At 67.8% G+C, this 15,598-nt stretch carries 9 protein-coding genes; 2 read left to right on the forward strand and 7 right to left on the reverse strand.

From position 1 onward, the window contains the following. Positions 1-3: 3 nt before the first annotated feature. Positions 4-1,413, reverse strand: a complete 1,410-nt coding sequence (locus BZF57_RS01645; protein WP_086733924.1) for a DcaP family trimeric outer membrane transporter — start codon at positions 1,411-1,413, stop codon at positions 4-6. Positions 1,414-1,560: 147 nt separating this feature from the next. Here BZF57_RS01645 and acs point away from each other — a divergent pair, with 147 nt between their 5' ends. Together acs and BZF57_RS01655 are read left to right on the forward strand one after the other, a co-directional pair. Then, positions 1,561-3,492 (forward strand): acetate--CoA ligase, encoded by a 1,932-nt coding sequence (gene acs / locus BZF57_RS01650; protein WP_086733926.1) that lies wholly within the window; start codon positions 1,561-1,563, stop codon positions 3,490-3,492. 7 nt (positions 3,493-3,499) lie between these two features. Further along, a complete protein-coding gene (locus BZF57_RS01655; protein ID WP_086733928.1) occupies positions 3,500-4,138 on the forward strand; it encodes a response regulator transcription factor in 639 nt (212 codons plus the stop codon). Here BZF57_RS01655 and BZF57_RS01660 read toward each other — a convergent pair. The 6 genes from BZF57_RS01660 to BZF57_RS01685 form a co-directional block, all read right to left on the reverse strand. After that, on the reverse strand, positions 4,108-7,479 hold the full coding sequence (locus tag BZF57_RS01660; RefSeq protein ID WP_086733930.1) for a hybrid sensor histidine kinase/response regulator: 3,372 nt from the start codon (positions 7,477-7,479) through the stop codon (positions 4,108-4,110). The two genes, BZF57_RS01655 and BZF57_RS01660, sit on opposite strands and share 31 nt — an antisense overlap. A gap of 110 nt (positions 7,480-7,589) precedes the next feature. After that, positions 7,590-9,260 carry an MFS transporter gene (locus BZF57_RS01665; protein ID WP_086733932.1) on the reverse strand — a complete coding sequence of 557 codons (1,671 nt, stop codon included), beginning with the start codon at positions 9,258-9,260 and terminating at the stop codon, positions 7,590-7,592. 153 nt (positions 9,261-9,413) lie between these two features. Beyond that, entirely contained in the window at positions 9,414-9,854 is a 441-nt protein-coding gene (locus tag BZF57_RS01670) for an META domain-containing protein (protein ID WP_086733934.1), read from the reverse strand. Between the two features lie 141 nt (positions 9,855-9,995). Then, positions 9,996-10,295, reverse strand: coding sequence for a lipocalin/fatty acid-binding family protein (locus tag BZF57_RS01675; RefSeq protein ID WP_086733936.1), 300 nt, complete (start codon positions 10,293-10,295; stop codon positions 9,996-9,998). Positions 10,296-10,411: 116 nt separating this feature from the next. After that, complete coding sequence (locus BZF57_RS01680; RefSeq protein WP_086733938.1) at positions 10,412-13,276, reverse strand: M16 family metallopeptidase; 2,865 nt, start codon at positions 13,274-13,276, stop codon at positions 10,412-10,414. 38 nt (positions 13,277-13,314) lie between these two features. Further along, positions 13,315-15,528, reverse strand: a complete 2,214-nt coding sequence (locus tag BZF57_RS01685) for an acylase (RefSeq protein ID WP_086734589.1) — start codon at positions 15,526-15,528, stop codon at positions 13,315-13,317. Positions 15,529-15,598: the final 70 nt, after the last annotated feature.

Below are 15,598 nucleotides of genomic sequence, written 5' to 3' on the forward strand. Positions count from 1 at the left end.
GAATCAGAAGTTGTAGCGGGTCGAGATCATCATCCGCCTGAGATCGCCCGTCTGCCCGTTCTCGAGGCTGCGTTCGGCGTAGAGCAGCTCGATCCCCACATCGAGCGGATCGACCGGCGTCCAGATCAGATTGGCGAGCGCATTCCAGCTCTCGTCGGTCACGGTGCGGGTGGTGAGCGTGACCGGATTGTCGGCCTTGAAGTAGGATCCCGCGAGGGTGGATCTCCACCGCGGGGCCCAATGATGCTGGTACGCGGCAAAGCCCGACCAGGTGAAGATCGGGTCGAGCTTGCCCGTGGGCGTCACCGCCGCATCGTTGACGATGTTGAGCCCGATATAGCGCCCGAGCCCGTCACCCGCGGTCGCCATGAAGCGGAAGTCGTCGCTCTTGCCGACCTTGATCTTGCCCGAAAGGCTGATGCCGTAAGCGACGGCGCTGTCGGTGCCGGTGCCGAAATCATCGTTCGTAATCCGGAGGTTACGCCCGATCCCGGCAATCGCGAGCGCGCCCCATTTGCGGGTGAGGTTATACCTCACCACAAGGTCGGGCAGGGTATCGTCCCCCGCCATGATCCGCGCCCCGCTGCGAGTGGTGACGGTCGTCTCGGGCTGCTCGAGCGCGACCTGCCAACCGTTCTTCGAATAGCGGATCATCGGCTGGCGATCGAACACGGTGCCGGGCGTAATGCCAATGAAATCAAGGCTGTCGGGCAGGGCGGCGATGTTCTGGAAAGTCGACCAGGCCTGCCCGAACAGCCAGTTATCATAGGTGATGAAGGCCTGCCTGAGGCGCGGGACATAGGAATTGGTGGTCCGCTCGTCCCCCCCGTCGGTGACATTGAAATCCATCTCGATCTGCGAGTTGAGCGTATGCCCCGTCCCCACATCGGTCGCGGTCTTGAGGATGAACCGCGTCTGTCGGGCGGAGTAGTCAGTGTCATACCCCGACCCCGTCCCGCCGACCGGGATCAGCGCCGGGATCAGGAAGTCGCGGCCGATGGAATTGTCCGGGATCTGCCCCCCGCTGGTCGCCTGCACCAGCGCATCGAGCTTGACGTAGCCGCTATAGGACACCGTGGTCTTGCCGACGCGGAAGCCCTTGTCTTCCTGCGCTTTTGGCACCGCGATCTGCTCGGCGAGCGCGGCCTGGCGGTCCTTGAGATCGCGGGTTGCGGCGAGCAGCGCCACGCCCTGTTCGCGCACCGCGACCTGCTCGGCGCGCTGGGCGCTGTCGTCGGCAGCGCGGGTGGCCTGTTCGGCATCCATCCGCGCAATGAGGCCCTCGACCAGCTTCTCGAGGCGATCAAGCCGCTGATCGACCGTGGCTTCTTCGGCGAACGCGGGCGCGGCCGACAGCATGCTGGCCGCCAGCAGAACGATCCGGAATGCCCGGGCAGGTCCGATGTGACCCATGTCTCTCTCCCATCCTCTTCCGATCCCGCTGCAGAATGATCCTCCCGGAGGGGCGCGGACAGCTAGCGGATGGTCGTAAGACCTTTGTCTGATGGGGCGGGCGGTGTAGCCTGAGGTAGAACGGGGTCAGAACAAGGGAGAGTCGAGATGATCCACGCCGTCGAGCGGCCCAAACCGCACACGCCGACCCATTGCACCCCCGAGCAATATGCCGCGATGTACCGCGCCTCGATCGAGACGCCTGATGCCTTCTGGCTGGAGCAGGCGCAGCGGCTCGACTGGGTCAAGGCGCCCACTATTGGCGGGGACTGGGCCTATGATCCGGTGGCGATCAAGTGGTTCGAGGACGGGCAGCTGAACCTGTGCCACAATGCGGTCGACCGGCATCTCCCCGCGCACGCTGACAAGGTCGCGCTGATCTTCGAGCCCGACGATCCGGCGACGCCCTCGCGCAGCCTCACCTATGGCGAGCTCCATGCCGAGGTCGTGCGCATGGCCAACGCGCTGAAAAAGCTCGGGGTCACGCGCGGCGAGCGGGTGACGATCTACATGCCGATGATCCTCGAAGGCGTCGTGGCGATGCTCGCCTGCGCGCGGCTGGGCGCGGTGCATTCGGTGGTGTTCGGCGGCTTCTCGCCCGAGGCCTTGGCGGGCCGGATCGAGGATTGCGGCAGCCGCTTCGTCATCACCGCCGACGAGGGCCTGCGCGGGGGCAAGCACGTTCCCCTGAAGGCCAATGTCGATGCGGCCCTGAACCTTGCCGCCCACGCGACCCATGTCGCGGGCGTGCTGGTCATCCCCCACACCGGCGGGGCGATCGAGATGGTGGAAGGCCGTGACCACTGGCTTGCCGACCTCGCCAGCGACGCGGATTGCCCCTGCGAGGTGATGAACGCGGAAGACCCGCTGTTCATCCTCTACACCTCGGGTTCCACCGGCAAGCCCAAGGGCGTGCTCCACACCACCGGCGGCTACGGCGTCTGGACGGCGACGACCTTCCACTACATCTTCGACTATCAGCCGGGCGAGGTGTTCTGGTGCACCGCCGACATTGGCTGGGTCACGGGGCACAGCTATGTCGTCTACGGCCCGCTGATGAACGCCGCGACCGCGGTAGTGTTCGAAGGCGTGCCCAATTACCCCGACCACGGGCGGTTCTGGGACGTGGTCGACAAGCACGGCGTCAACATCATCTACACCGCCCCCACCGCGATCCGCGCGCTGATGCGCGAGGGCGATCATCACGTGACGAGCCGCTCGCGCGCCTCGCTGCGACTGCTCGGCAGCGTCGGTGAACCCATCAATCCCGAGGCGTGGCGCTGGTATTTCGATGTCGTGGGTGAGGGCCGCTGCCCGGTGATCGACACCTGGTGGCAGACCGAAACCGGCGGCTGCATGATCACCACGCTGCCCGGCGCACACGACATGAAGCCGGGGAGCGCCGGTCTCCCGTTCTTCGGCATCCGCCCGCAGCTGGTCGACAACGAGGGCGGGGTGCTGGAGGGTGCCAATGAGGGCAACCTGTGCATCACCCATAGCTGGCCGGGTCAGGCGCGCACCGTCTATGGCGATCACGAGCGCTTCGTGCAGACCTATTTCAGCACCTACAAGGCCAAGTACTTCACCGGCGACGGCTGCAAGCGCGATGCGGACGGCTATTACTGGATCACCGGCCGCGTCGACGATGTCATCAACGTCTCGGGCCACCGCATGGGCACCGCCGAGGTCGAAAGCGCGCTGGTGCTCCATCCCAAGGTCGCCGAGGCCGCGGTGGTCGGCTATCCGCACGACATCAAGGGGCAGGGCATCTATTGCTATGTCACCCTCAACGCCGGCGAGGAAGGCACCGATGCGCTGCTCGCGGAATTGAAGGCGCACGTCCGCAAGGAAATCGGCCCGATCGCCACGCCCGATGTGATCCACTTCACCGACGGCCTGCCCAAAACCCGCTCGGGCAAGATCATGCGCCGCATCCTCAGGAAGATCGCCGAGAACGAGTTCGGATCGCTGGGCGACACCTCGACCCTCGCCGACCCGTCGCTGGTCGACCGGCTGATCGAGGGCAGGCAGAACCGCTGAGGCGTGCATGACCGGGCGCATCGTCATTGCCGACGACCACCCGCTGTTCCGCAGCGCGCTCGCGCACGCGGTCGGCAAGGTGTGGGAGGGGGGCACGATCATCGAGGCCAGCAGCGCCGCCGAGGCGCGCGCGGCGCTGGCCGAGGGCGGGGCGGAGACGCTGCTGCTCGATCTCCACATGGCAGACTCCTCGGGCCTCGCGGTGCTGATGGATCTGCGGCAGGACTACCCCGCGCTGCCGATCGTGATCGTCTCGGCCTCGGAAGAGCCGCGCGTGGCGGCCGCGGCAGCGCAGCTGGGCGCGGCGGGGTTCATTCCCAAGTCGGCTAGCCTCGAGGCGATGCGCGAGGGGCTGGCCGCGGTGCGCGATGGCGACGCGTGGTTTCCCGAGAGCGCCGCCGGTGCGGACGACGATCTCGCCCGGATCGCCAGCCTGACGCCCGCCCAGCGGCGCATTCTGGCGGGCATCCGGCAGGGGCTCCTGAACAAGCAGATCGCCTATGAGCTGTCGATTAGCGAGGCGACGGTGAAGGCGCATATCACCGCGATCCTGAGGAAGCTCGGCGTCGGAAGCCGGACGCAGGCGGTGCTGCTCGCCGCCAAGCTCGACGTCGATCAGCCGGTCGCCGATTCCGCGAGGGTCTGAGCCGAGGCCACGCGGCCCTGTGCCAGCGCGGTCGCGATAAGGGCGCGCAGGGCGGCAGGGGCGGCGGGCTTGAGCAGGCGGTGAGCCCCCATGCGCGCCGCGGCGAGCTCAGTCTCCTCGGAAGCCTCGGCGGTAAGCAGGATCGCCGGCGGGCGTGTGCCCCAGCCCTCGCAAAGCGCGGCAAAGGCGGCATCGCCGCGCTCCTCATCGTCAAGCCGGTAGTCCATGATCGCGACATCGGGAGCTTCCGGCGCGGCTTCGCGGGCTTCGGCGAGGCTGGCCGCGCGCGTGACTTGCAAGCCCCAGCGCTCGAGCAGCGCAGCCGTCGCAGCCAGCGCGGCGGGATCGTTCTCGACCACCAGCACCCGCGCATCGCCCAGCCCGGCGGTGTTGCGTGCGGGCACTGGCCTCGCCGTTACCGTGGCCTCGCGCCGCAGCACCGGCAGGGCGATCGCAAAGCGGCTGCCGCGCCCGGGGGTGGATGTGGTCTCGACCTCGACCCCGAGCAGGCGCGCGGCGCGCCGGACGATGGCGAGGCCGAGCCCCAGCCCTTCGCGGTCGGTCGAGGCGCCGCGCTCGAACTCGCCGAAGATCCGCTCGATGTCTTCGGGTGCGATTCCTCGCCCGGTGTCGTGGATGCAGATCGCCGCGCCATCGCCGCGCCGCCGCACCCCGATCAGCACGCCGCCATCCGAGGTATAGCGCACCGCGTTGCTGAGGAGGTTGCGCAAGACGGCGGTCAGCAGCGCGCGGTCGGCCATCACCCACACGCTTGTCCGCGCGCGCTTCAGCGTGAGGCCCTTGGCCTGCGCCTGAAGCGTGAATTCGCGCGCCACATCCTCGAACAGCTGGTCGAGCGCGACGGGTTCGGGCGCGGGCGTGATCCCGCCGCTGTCGAGCTTGGAGATCTCCAGCAGCACCCGGATCAGGCGGTCGGCCGCGACGATCGAGCCGTCGAGGTCGGCCACCAGCCGCTCGAGCGCTGCCTGCCCGTTCACCTCCTCGCCCAGCGCCGAGGCGAACAGGCGCGCGGCGTTGAGGGGCTGAATGAGATCATGGCTGGCGGCGGCGAGGAAGCGGGTCTTGGACTGCGTCGCCTGGGCGAGCAGGGCATTGGCCTCGGACAGCTGCCGGGTGCGCTCGGCGACCTTGTCCTCCAGCGCCTGTTCCGCCCGGCGGTCGAGCGTGATGTCGGTATAGGAGGTGGTGTAGCCGCCGCCCGGCGTGGGCGCGCCGACGATCCTGAGCACGCGGCCATCGTGCTGGACGCGCTCGATCCGGTGCTCGGTCCCTGCGCGCATATAGGCGAGGCGGCGTTCGACCTGTTCGTCGATCTCGGCCTCGGACAGGCTCCCGCGCGCGAGGTTGAAGCGGATCAGATCGGCAATCGGCGTACCGACGCTGACGAGGTGGTCGGGCAGATCGAAGAGCTGCTGGTAGCGGCTGTTCCAAGCCACCAGCCGCATCTCGCCATCGACCAGTGCGACGCCCTGGTCGATCGATTCGATCGCGGTCTGGAGCAGATCGGCGGAGAAGGACAGGCGGCGCTGGGTCTCGTCGAACATGGCGACGACTTCGGGCAGCGGGATCGGATCGCCGCCCGCCCATGATCCCACCAGCATCCGTGCCGAAGAGGTGCCGATCACGCCCGAGATCACCCGCTCGGCCAGCTCCAGCACGCCCGCCCCGGCCGGATCGCCGTTGCGCAAGGCTAGCGGGGCAAGCGCGGCATCGGCGCGCTCGCGCCCGACGAACTGGGCGAGCAGCGCGCGCACGTCGCCAACGCGCTTGGCGGTGGCGTGGCGCGGCGGCTCTCCGGGCATAGGCGTGCCGACGAAGGCTGCGGCCTGCGCCTGATCGAGCAGCGAGGGGCGCACGAGGGCGGAGACAACCCAATAGAGCGCGGCGTTGATCCCGAGGCTCAGCACCACGCCCGAGACCAGCGGATCGGGGTGGATGCTCACGGGCGGGGGCACGCCGTTGGCAGCAGGAAGGATCAGCAGCACCAGCCACAGCACGAAGCCGGTGGCGAGCCCCGTCAGCATCCCGGCGCGGTTGCCGTGCTGGCTCACCATTCCCAACACCAGCCCCGGCGCGAACTGCGCGGCGGCGGCGAAGGCGAGCGTGCCGAGGCCCGCGAGATCTGTGATGCCCGCAAAACCGCGGTAGAAGGCATAGGCGGCGGCCAGCAACGCCGCGATCACCACGCGGCGGATCAGCAGCAACCGTCCGGCGATGCGGCTGCGGTCCCCCCGCCCGGCAAGCGCGCGGCGCAGCACCAGCGGGGCGAGAAGGTCGTTTGTGATCATGATCGACAGCGCCACGCAGGCGACCACGATCATCCCCGCCGCCGCCGAAAAGCCGCCGAGGAACACCAGCACCGCCAGCCACGGCGCGCCGCTCGCAAGCGGCAGGGCAAGCACTATGGTGTCGGGCGCGGTGCCGGTGGGGAGCGATGCCAGCCCCGCCAGAACGATCGGCACGATGACCGCCGCGGTCAGCGCGAGATAGGCCGGGAACACCCAGCGCATGCCAGGCGTGGCGCGCTCGCCCGGGGCTTCGATGAAGCTCATGTGGAACTGGCGCGGCAGGCACAGGATCGCGGCCGCGCCGATCACGGTCAGCACGATGAAGCGCGCGTCGAAGGGGTCGGGCGCGAGCAGGGCGGGCGTGGCGGCGGGAAGCCTCGCCTCGCCCGAGGCCAGCCACCATATCGCCAGCACGCCCACCGCCAGCAGCGCGGCGAGCTTCACCAGCGCCTCCACCGCCATCGTGAGCACCAGCCCGGCGTTCTCGCCCGCCCGGTCGGCGCGGCGCGAGCCGAACAGGATCGCGAACAGCCCCATCAGCGCGGCCACGACCAGCACCAGCTCGTCGGTCGCCACCTGCGCGCGCAGGCCCGGGTCGAGCAGCAGCAGAGTCGTGCCGACCGATTGCAGCTGGAGCGCCATGTAAGGCAGCGTGCCGACGCTCGCGATCACCGTCACCAGAGCGGCCAGCGCCGCGCTCTTGCCGTAGCGGGCGGACAGGAAGTCGGCGATCGAGGTCGAATGCTGCGCCTTGGCTTGGGCGAGAATCCGGCGGATCAGGCCGAAGCCGAGGGTGAAGACAAGGATCGGGCCGAGATAGATCGCGAGGTAATCGAGGCCCGCTGTGGCCGCGGTGCCGACCCCGCCGAAGAAGGTCCAGCTCGAACAATAGACGGCGAGGCTGAGGCCATAGATGCTCCCGGCGCGGGCTTGCAGCCAGCCGGTGCCCGGCTGCCGGTCACGCCACGCGGCGAGCCAGAACAGCGCGCCCAGATAGATGGTGGCGGCGGCGAGCGCCGCGCCGAGCAGCATGTGACCCGTCCTCTCCCTCGCGGCGGAAAGCTATCGCAACCGCGCGCATAAGCAAAGGGGCGGCACCCTTGCCGGATACCGCCCCTTCCTTGCGACCCTTACGGGCTGGCTTATTCGTCGATGTTGCAGCGGAAGGTTTCGGGGAGGAACATCAGCCCCACCACCACGGTCAGCACGCAGACCGCGATCGGGTACCACAACCCGTAGTAGATATCCCCCGTCGCCGCGACCATCGCGAAGGCGGTGGTCGGCAGGAAGCCGCCGAACCAGCCGTTGCCGATGTGGTAGGGCAGGCTCATCGCGGTGTAGCGGATGCGGGTGGGGAACAGCTCCACCAGCAGCGCGGCGATCGGGCCGTAGACCATCGTCACCAGCAGCACGAGCCAGGTGAGGACGGCGATCACCACCGGGGTGTCGATCGCGGCCGGATCGGCCTTGGCGGGATAGCCCGCTGCAACGAGCGCGGCCTTCACCTCTTCCTGGAAGGCGGTGATGGCCGCCTTGCGCGCCTCGCCCGTCACCTTGACCGGATCGGGCGCGGTGAAGGTCTGCGCGCCGATCTTGACCTGCGCGATGCTGCCGGCCTGCGCCTCGACCTTGGAATAGCTCACCGCCCCTTTGGCGAGGAAGGACTTGGCGATGTCGCAGCTCTTGGCGTCGAACTTGTTCTTGCCGATGGGGTCGAACTGCACCGAGCAATCGGCATCGTTGACGATCACGCTCACCGGAGCATTGGCCTGCGCATGGGCGAGGGCGGGGTTGGCCGCCTCGGTCAGCAGGTGGAAGGCCGGGAAGTAGGTCGCCGCCGCTAGCGCGCAGCCGGCGAGGATGATCTTCTTTCTCCCGATCCGGTCAGAAAGCCAGCCGAAGAACACGAAGAACGGGGTGCCGATGGCGAGCGCCGTGGCGATCAGGATGTTGGTGGTGGCCCCGTCGACCATCAGGATCTTCTCGAGGAAGAACAGCGCGTAGAACTGGCCCGTATACCACACCACCGCCTGCCCCGCGACCGCGCCGAGCAGCGCGACGAGGGCGAAGCGGCCGTTCTTCCAGTTGCCGAAGGCCTCGGAAATCGGCGCCTTGGAATTGGTGCCTTCCTCCTTCATCTTCTGGAACACGGGGCTTTCCTGAAGCTGCAGGCGGATCCACATCGACACGCCCAGCAGCACCGCGGAAATCAGGAACGGCACGCGCCAGCCCCATTCCTTGAAGGCCTCCTCGCCGATCATGGTGCGGGTGCCGATCACCACCAGCAGCGCAGCGAACAGGCCGAGGGTGGCGGTGGTCTGGATGAAGCTGGTGTAGAGCCCGCGCTTGTTGTTCGGCGCGTGTTCGGCGACATAGGTGGCCGCGCCCCCGTATTCGCCGCCGAGCGCGAGGCCCTGCACCAGCCGCAGCAGCACCAGCATGATCGGGGCCGCCACGCCGATGCTGGCATAGGAAGGCAGCACGCCCACCGTGAAGGTCGCAAAGCCCATCAGGCCCATCGTCACGAGGAAGGTATATTTGCGCCCGACAAGGTCGCCCAGCCGTCCGAACACCAGCGCGCCGAAGGGCCTGACTGCAAAGCCGGCCGCAAAGGCCGCGAGAGCGAAGATGAAGCCGGTGGTCTCGTTCACGCCCGAGAAGAACTGTGCCGAGATGATTGTGGCCAGAAGCCCGTAGAGGTAGAAATCATACCACTCGAACACCGTGCCCAGCGACGAGGCGAGGATGACGCGCTTTTCCGTCCCCGTGGCCTCGTGGTGCTTGGGCAGGGCGCCATCATATGCCGTTGCCATCGTCTCTCTCCCGCTTGTGCGCTCGATCCCCTGACCGGCCCTGCGGGCATTGTGCCCGCATGACGCCGCCCCTGTCGAGGCTTGCACAGTCGCGCGTTACGGCGCGCGGCGGAAGCTAGACCTTGGTCGCAGACCGCGATCGCGGGAGGCGCGCTATTCGCTGGCCGGCGCGAAGGTGAAGCGCAGCTGCGGGGTCTCGATCACCAGCTGGCGGCCATCGAGCGTGACCGTGTAGCGCTGCGCCTCGCCAAGGCCGCTCGCGAGCTGGTCGCCGAAGCTGGGCTGGGGGCAGAACATCTTCGTGCTCGCGACGGGTCCGAAGGTGATGGTGCCCGCGCCGTTGCCCGGCCGCGCGGCGGTCCAGGTGGTGCGCCCGCGGTTGCAATCGAGCTGCACCTGCGCCTGCCCGCCCTCAAGAAAGGCGAGCGTGTGGCGGGCTTGCAGGGCGGGGGTGAGCGTGGTGGTGCTGCCCGAGGTGTCGATCGCGGTCAGCTTCCATTCGGTCCCTTCGAGCGGATGGGTGTCGGGCAAGGTGGCACAGGCTCCAAGGGCAAGGGTGGCGGTAGCGGTGCCGAGCGCGGCGGGCAGTTTCATCGTGGCATTCCCCTGACAGGTCTTGCCCCCTATCTAGCCGGCGATCCTGAACGCAGGCAGTCCGGCGCGCGGCGGCCACAGAAAAGGCCGCCGGAGCGCGAACTCCGGCGGCCTTTCGGAAAGCCGTAATGGCAGCGAGGATCAGCTCTCGCGGGTGCCCGACAGCGGCATCGCGCCGAAGGCACCGGCGTTGACCGAGCCGGTCAGGGTGTCGCCGTCGATGGTCGCTTCGCAATCGAGCGTCATCGGCATGGGGACGACCATGTTCATCTTCCACTTGATGGTGTTGCCCTCGATCGTGCCGCCGGTGATGTCCATCGAGCCGAGGCTGCCGACCAGCGAGCCGCTGAAGGTGTCGCCATCGGGCACCACGGTGAGGGTACCGCTCTGGTCGCCCATCGGGCTCTTGACGGTGGTCTTGTAGGTTCCTGCAACAGACATATCCAACTCCCTCGGTTTGCGTGCAGGCCTAGGGCGACCCGGCACTTCAGGTTGCGCTATTTACACGAGTGTCAGCGCGCTTCAACCGCATTTGGCCGAAGCGCGCTGGCCTTCGCTTACTCCTCGGTCATCTCGCGCTGTTCGATCGGCAGGCCGAGCGGTTCGAGCTGGCTGCGGACCTTGCTCGCATCGCCGACGACAACCCAGACGAACTTGTCGGTGTCGATCGCCGCGCGGGCCGCCGCGTCGAGCGCTTCGACGGTCTGCGCGCTGTAGATGCCGGCGAGCTTCTCCTGATAGTCGTCCGGGCGCCCGAACAGGGCATTGCCCTGCATCGCGCCGAGGACGGCGGGCGAGGTTTCGAACCGACCCGGCAGCGCGCCGATGTCGTTCGCCTTGTAGCGCTCGAGCTCCTCGGTCGTGATGCCCTTGGTGGTCAGGAACTCGCGGGTCTCGCGGATCATCTCGGCGACCGAATCGCCGGTGCGGTCCGCCTGAACGCCGCCCGAGATCGAGTAGACCACCGCGTTCTCGCGCGCCTGCGAGGCACCGCGCACGCCGTAGCTCCAGCCCTTGGTCTCGCGCAGGTTCATGTTGAGCCGCGCGAGGAAGTTGCCGCCCAGCGCGTTGTTGGCGCTGTTGAAGGCGATGAAGGCCGGATCGCCTGCCTTCAGCGGGGTGATCTGCGCGCCGACGATGAAGCTCTGCGGCGAGTTGGGACGGTTGACCAGAATGATCCGGTTGCCCGCACCCGGCGTGCCAGCGGCGAACTGCTTGGTGCCTTTGGGCGTTGCCGGGGCCTTCCAGTCACCGAAGGCAGCGTCGAGCGCGGTTACCACTTCGGCCAGCGGCTTGTCCGAGATCACGAAGACCTCGCCATTGTCGGGGCGGATCCAGCGGTCCTTGTAGGTCACCAGATCATCGCGGCTGATGCCGCTGATGCTGGCGACGGTGCTCACCCCGCCATAGGGCGAGTCCTTGCCAAACAGCTCGGGCGTGAGGGTGCGCTGGGCGATGCCCTGCGGCGACTTCATCGCCTGGCGGATGCCGGTCACGGTCTGGGTGCGCACGCGCTCCAGATCGTCGGGGTTGAAGGCGGGCTCACGCATGATCTGGCGCATCAGGTCGAGGCTGGGCGCAAGGTTGGCGGTGAGCGCCGAGAGGGTGAAGGTCGCGCGGTCATCGCCGCCGCCGACCGAGACGCTCGCGCCGAGCCGCTCGCTGGTCTCCGCCACAGCCTGCGCGGTGAGGTTCTTCGTGCCCTCGTCAAACAGCGACAGCGCGAGCAAGCCGAGGCCTTCCTTGCCCGCCGGATCGGCGGCGCTGCCGGCGTTGAAGCTCATCGCCACATAGGTCGCCGGCACCGCGGTGCGGCGGGCGTAGGTGACCTTCATGCCGTTCTTGAGCGTCGCGCGCTCGATCGCCGGGAAATCGAGCTGGGCGATGGTGTCGATCGGCGGGGCGGGGCGCTCCTTGGTGACGGTGATCGTCTCGGCCGAACGGTCGCGCTCCGAGGCGTTCGCGCCATCGGCCTTTACCGAGGCGGCTTCCTCATAGGTCGCATCGCGCGCGCCGGGTTCAAGCACCACGGTCATCGCCGGGCGGGTCATCCAGCGGGCCATCGCCGCCTTGACGTCGGCCGGGGTGATCCGGGCGAGGGTTTCGAACTCGCGGGCGTAGAAATCAGGGTCGCCTGCCAGCACACGGCCTTCGGCCAGCGTCTGCGCCTTGCCACTGAAGCCACCGACCTGCTCTAGCCCGCGGATCGTGCGGCCGAGGTTGCTGGTGACCGCGCGGCGCACCTCGTCCTCGGTCGGGCCTTCGGTGATCAGGCGGTTCACCACCGCATCCATCTTGGCTTCGAGCGCGGCGATATCGACGCCGTCCTTGGCGGTCGCCTCGACGCTGAGGATGCCGATGCGCTGGAAGGTCGAATTGCTGGCCGACACGCTCACCGCCAGCTGCTCGCCGCGCACCAGTTCGTTGTCGAGCCGGCTCGACGCGAGGCCGCCGAGGATCGAGGCGCCCACGTCAAGCGCGATGCGGTCCTTGCCGGTCAGGCCCTCGACCGCCCAGTAGCGGGTGACTCTGGTCGCGGCGACCTGGTCCTTGAAGGTCTCGCGCACCGGGGCCTTGAGGGTCGGGACGTCTGCCTGCGCCGGATCGTTGACGGGGCCGCGCGGGATCGCGCCGAAATACTTCTCGACCAGCGGCTTGGCTTCGGCCGCCGAGATGTCGCCCGCGATGACGAGCGTCGCGTTGTTGGGGCCGTATTTGTCGCGGAACCACGCCTTCACGTCTTCCATCGAGGCGGAATCGAGGTCCGCCATCGAGCCGATCGCTTCGTGCTGGTAGGGGTGGCCATCGGGGAAGAGGGTCTTGAGCACCTCGTAGAACACAAGACCGCCCGGCTCGTTGTCGCCTTCGCGCTTCTCGTTCTGCACCACGCCGCGCTGGTTATCGAGCTTGCCCTGCGTCACCGCGCCGAGCAGGTAGCCCATGCGGTCGCTCTCCAGCCACAGCGCGCGCTCGAAGGCGGGCTTGGGGACGGTCTGGAAGTAGTTGGTGCGGTCGAACCAGGTCGTGCCGTTGTAATCGGTCGCCCCCATTTCCGCGAGGTACTGGAAGTAGTCGTTGGGGGCGTTTTCCGAACCGTTGAACATCAGGTGTTCGAACAGGTGGGCAAAGCCGGTCTTGCCCTTGGGCTCGTCCTTGGAGCCGACATTATACCACACGGTGACGTTGACCACGGGGGCCTTGCGGTCCTCGTGCACCAGCACGGTGAGGCCGTTTTCGAGCTCGAACTTCTGGTAGGGGATCTTAACCTGGCTGACGAGCGTCGGAAGGTCGGCGGTCGCCTGCGGGGCAGCGGGGGCCGTAGCCGGAGTGGGGGCCTTGGGCTTGGCCATCGCGGGCGAGAAGGGCGCGGCCAGCGCGAGCGCGAGCGCCGAAAGGCTGGCGGCAGCAAAACGAGTGGTCATGTGAGGAAGGCTCCGGGTGGTCAGGATCGGGATCGCCGTCAGCGCGCGTTGGTCACGGTCCGGCGGCTGCTGGCATTCGCCAGCAGATCATCGCGCCAGAAATGCACCGGCTTCAGCTTGTGATCGACGAACAGCTTCATCTGGTCGGTGTAATGCGGACTGGCCGGCCGCGTGCTGGCCGAACCGAAGGGCTGGATCGAGCGCGAGACGACCTTCTGTCCGGGCGCCCACTCGATCCACATGATGAAGCTGTCGCCATGCTTGATGCTGAGACGCCCATCTTCGGCCACGTCCCAGGTGGTCGCGGCGCGCAGCGTGTCCGAGCCGCCGTCCATCGGCAGATCGACCGTGCCCTGCCGCAGCCGCACCAGATCGGCGAGTGGCGGGTCGAGGCGGCCGAAATGCTGCATCAGATGGTCGCTCGCCGCCTGCAGCTTCTCGGCGGCATCGGGGAAGGGCTTGTTGTTGTAGTCCGCCGCCATGAAGTCGCGCAGCACCAGCATGGCGATCGCGTCGGCAGAACCCTTGTTGTCAGATGTGAAGTCCCACGACAGCAGCAGATCGCGCGCCTTGGCGAGCTGGCCCTCGGCCTTCATCGCCTCCAGCGCTTCGAACAGCCGCCCGACATAGCCCGCGCGCTCGTAACCGGTGTCGTACTTGATGCGCTCCAGCGTGGCGCGGTCGAGAACGCTGGCCTCCGACAAAAGCTTGTAGGCCCGGCGCGAGCGGTTGGTCTGCTTCAGCTCGATCCCCAAGGTGGGCGAGAAGCTGGCGGGATCGAGATCGCTCCCTGCGCCCGCCGCGGTGAAGGGCGTGTTGTTGGAGTTGTAGACCCACCCGCTCGCCGGATTGACGATCTTGGGGATCGCGCTGAACGGCACCGCACCCTGCCAGATCAGGTCAGAACGGTTGCCGGGCAGGACCGAGCGCCAGTCGGCCTTCACGCCTTCGGGCCGGTTGGGGATCGCGGCGTTATAGAGATAGGCGATGGTGCCGCTCTCGTCGGCATAGACGAAGTTGGTCGAGGGGATCGCGAGGCGCGATAGCTGGCTCTCCCACTCGGTGAAGGTCTTGGCCTTGTTGATGCGGTAATAGGCATCGAGCTGCTGCAGCTGCCCGATCCCGCCATAGCGGATGGCGAAGGCGCCCTTGGCATTGCGGATCACCGGGCCATGCACGGAGCGCAGCACCTCCTTTCGGATCGGGAGCACGACGGGGCCCATCTTGACCGGCAGCGTCACCCACTCGCTTTCGAGATCGCGCCACTGCCCGTCGAGCTTGTAGCGCTTGCCGGTCTCGTCGAGTTCGAGCTGATAGACGTCGATCATGTCGGGGGTGTTGACCGTGTTGGTCCACCCGAGGTGCTCGTTATGGCCGAGGAAGGGAAAGGGCGATCCGGGGAAGTTCGCGCCGGCAAAGTGCCAGCCCTCGCCGCTTTCGACCACGAGTTCGTACCACGCCACGCCGCCGCGCAGCGGCTGGTGCGAGTTGGAAATGAGGGTGGCGGTCCCGCCGCCCTTCCGGGGCGCGACCGCAAAGGCGTTGGAGCCCAGGTGCTCGGCATCCTCGCCCAGCGGCAGCACCAGCGTGCGGGCCTGCTTGGACGCGGCCGCAGGCGCACCGAGCGGTTCCGCCTCGGGCAGGGCGGGGCGGGGGAAGCCGGGGATGTCGGGGCCATGCTCGCGGCGCAGGTCCTCGCCCGCCACCAGCGGCCCGATCACACCGTCGAGGCCGAAGAAGAACGGCTGGCGCAGCGCGAAGCCGGCGGCGACGTCCATGCCATTGACGGGGAAGAGATTGGCGAGCTTGACCTCGCCCGGATGCTCGCTCGCATACTGGTTGAGGCCCGCGGCATAGGCTTCGAACAGCGCGCGGGTATCGGCGGGGAGCTTGGGATATTCGCGTTCCGCCGTGCCGCGTGCGTCGATCAGGTGGTAGACATAGTCGACCTTCGCGCCTTCCTCGCCCGCGATCGCGCCGTAGCGGCCGCGGCTCATGGCGATCACATCCTGCAGCGTGAAGAAATCGTCCTCGGCATGGGCGATCGCGACGCCAAAGGCGGTGTCGGCATCGGTCTTGCCGGAGATGTGGGGCACGCCCCATTCGTCGCGGATGATCTCGGCAGAGTAGGTGCGGCCACCGGCGGGCGGCGCGGCGGCGGTCGCCATGAATGGCTCCCACGTGGCGAGGCCGGCAACGGCAAGCACAACGACAGCCAGCAGCGCAAACGCACCGCGCTTCACCCATTTCATGACCGATTTCTCTCCCAAATCGCGCGGGCCTTCCATCGCTTGGCAGCATGGGCAGGTCAAGGCTTGCAGA

The organism is Erythrobacter colymbi, from assembly GCF_002155685.1.
GTDB classification, from domain to species: domain Bacteria; phylum Pseudomonadota; class Alphaproteobacteria; order Sphingomonadales; family Sphingomonadaceae; genus Erythrobacter; species Erythrobacter colymbi.

Bases quoted from the DNA above. Each gene is read 5' to 3' on its own strand.
- BZF57_RS01675 (WP_086733936.1), bottom strand. From the start codon at position 10,295: ATGTCTGTTGCAGGAACCTACAAGACCACCGTCAAGAGCCCGATGGGC.
- BZF57_RS01680 (WP_086733938.1), bottom strand. From the start codon at position 13,276: ATGACCACTCGTTTTGCTGCCGCCAGCCTTTCGGCGCTCGCGCTCGCG.
- BZF57_RS01665 (WP_086733932.1), bottom strand. From the start codon at position 9,260: ATGGCAACGGCATATGATGGCGCCCTGCCCAAGCACCACGAGGCCACG.
- BZF57_RS01685 (WP_086734589.1), bottom strand. From the start codon at position 15,528: ATGAAATGGGTGAAGCGCGGTGCGTTTGCGCTGCTGGCTGTCGTTGTG.
- BZF57_RS01655 (WP_086733928.1), top strand. From the start codon at position 3,500: ATGACCGGGCGCATCGTCATTGCCGACGACCACCCGCTGTTCCGCAGC.
- BZF57_RS01645 (WP_086733924.1), bottom strand. From the start codon at position 1,413: ATGGGTCACATCGGACCTGCCCGGGCATTCCGGATCGTTCTGCTGGCG.
- BZF57_RS01660 (WP_086733930.1), bottom strand. From the start codon at position 7,479: ATGCTGCTCGGCGCGGCGCTCGCCGCCGCCACCATCTATCTGGGCGCG.
- BZF57_RS01670 (WP_086733934.1), bottom strand. From the start codon at position 9,854: ATGAAACTGCCCGCCGCGCTCGGCACCGCTACCGCCACCCTTGCCCTT.
- acs (WP_086733926.1), top strand. From the start codon at position 1,561: ATGATCCACGCCGTCGAGCGGCCCAAACCGCACACGCCGACCCATTGC.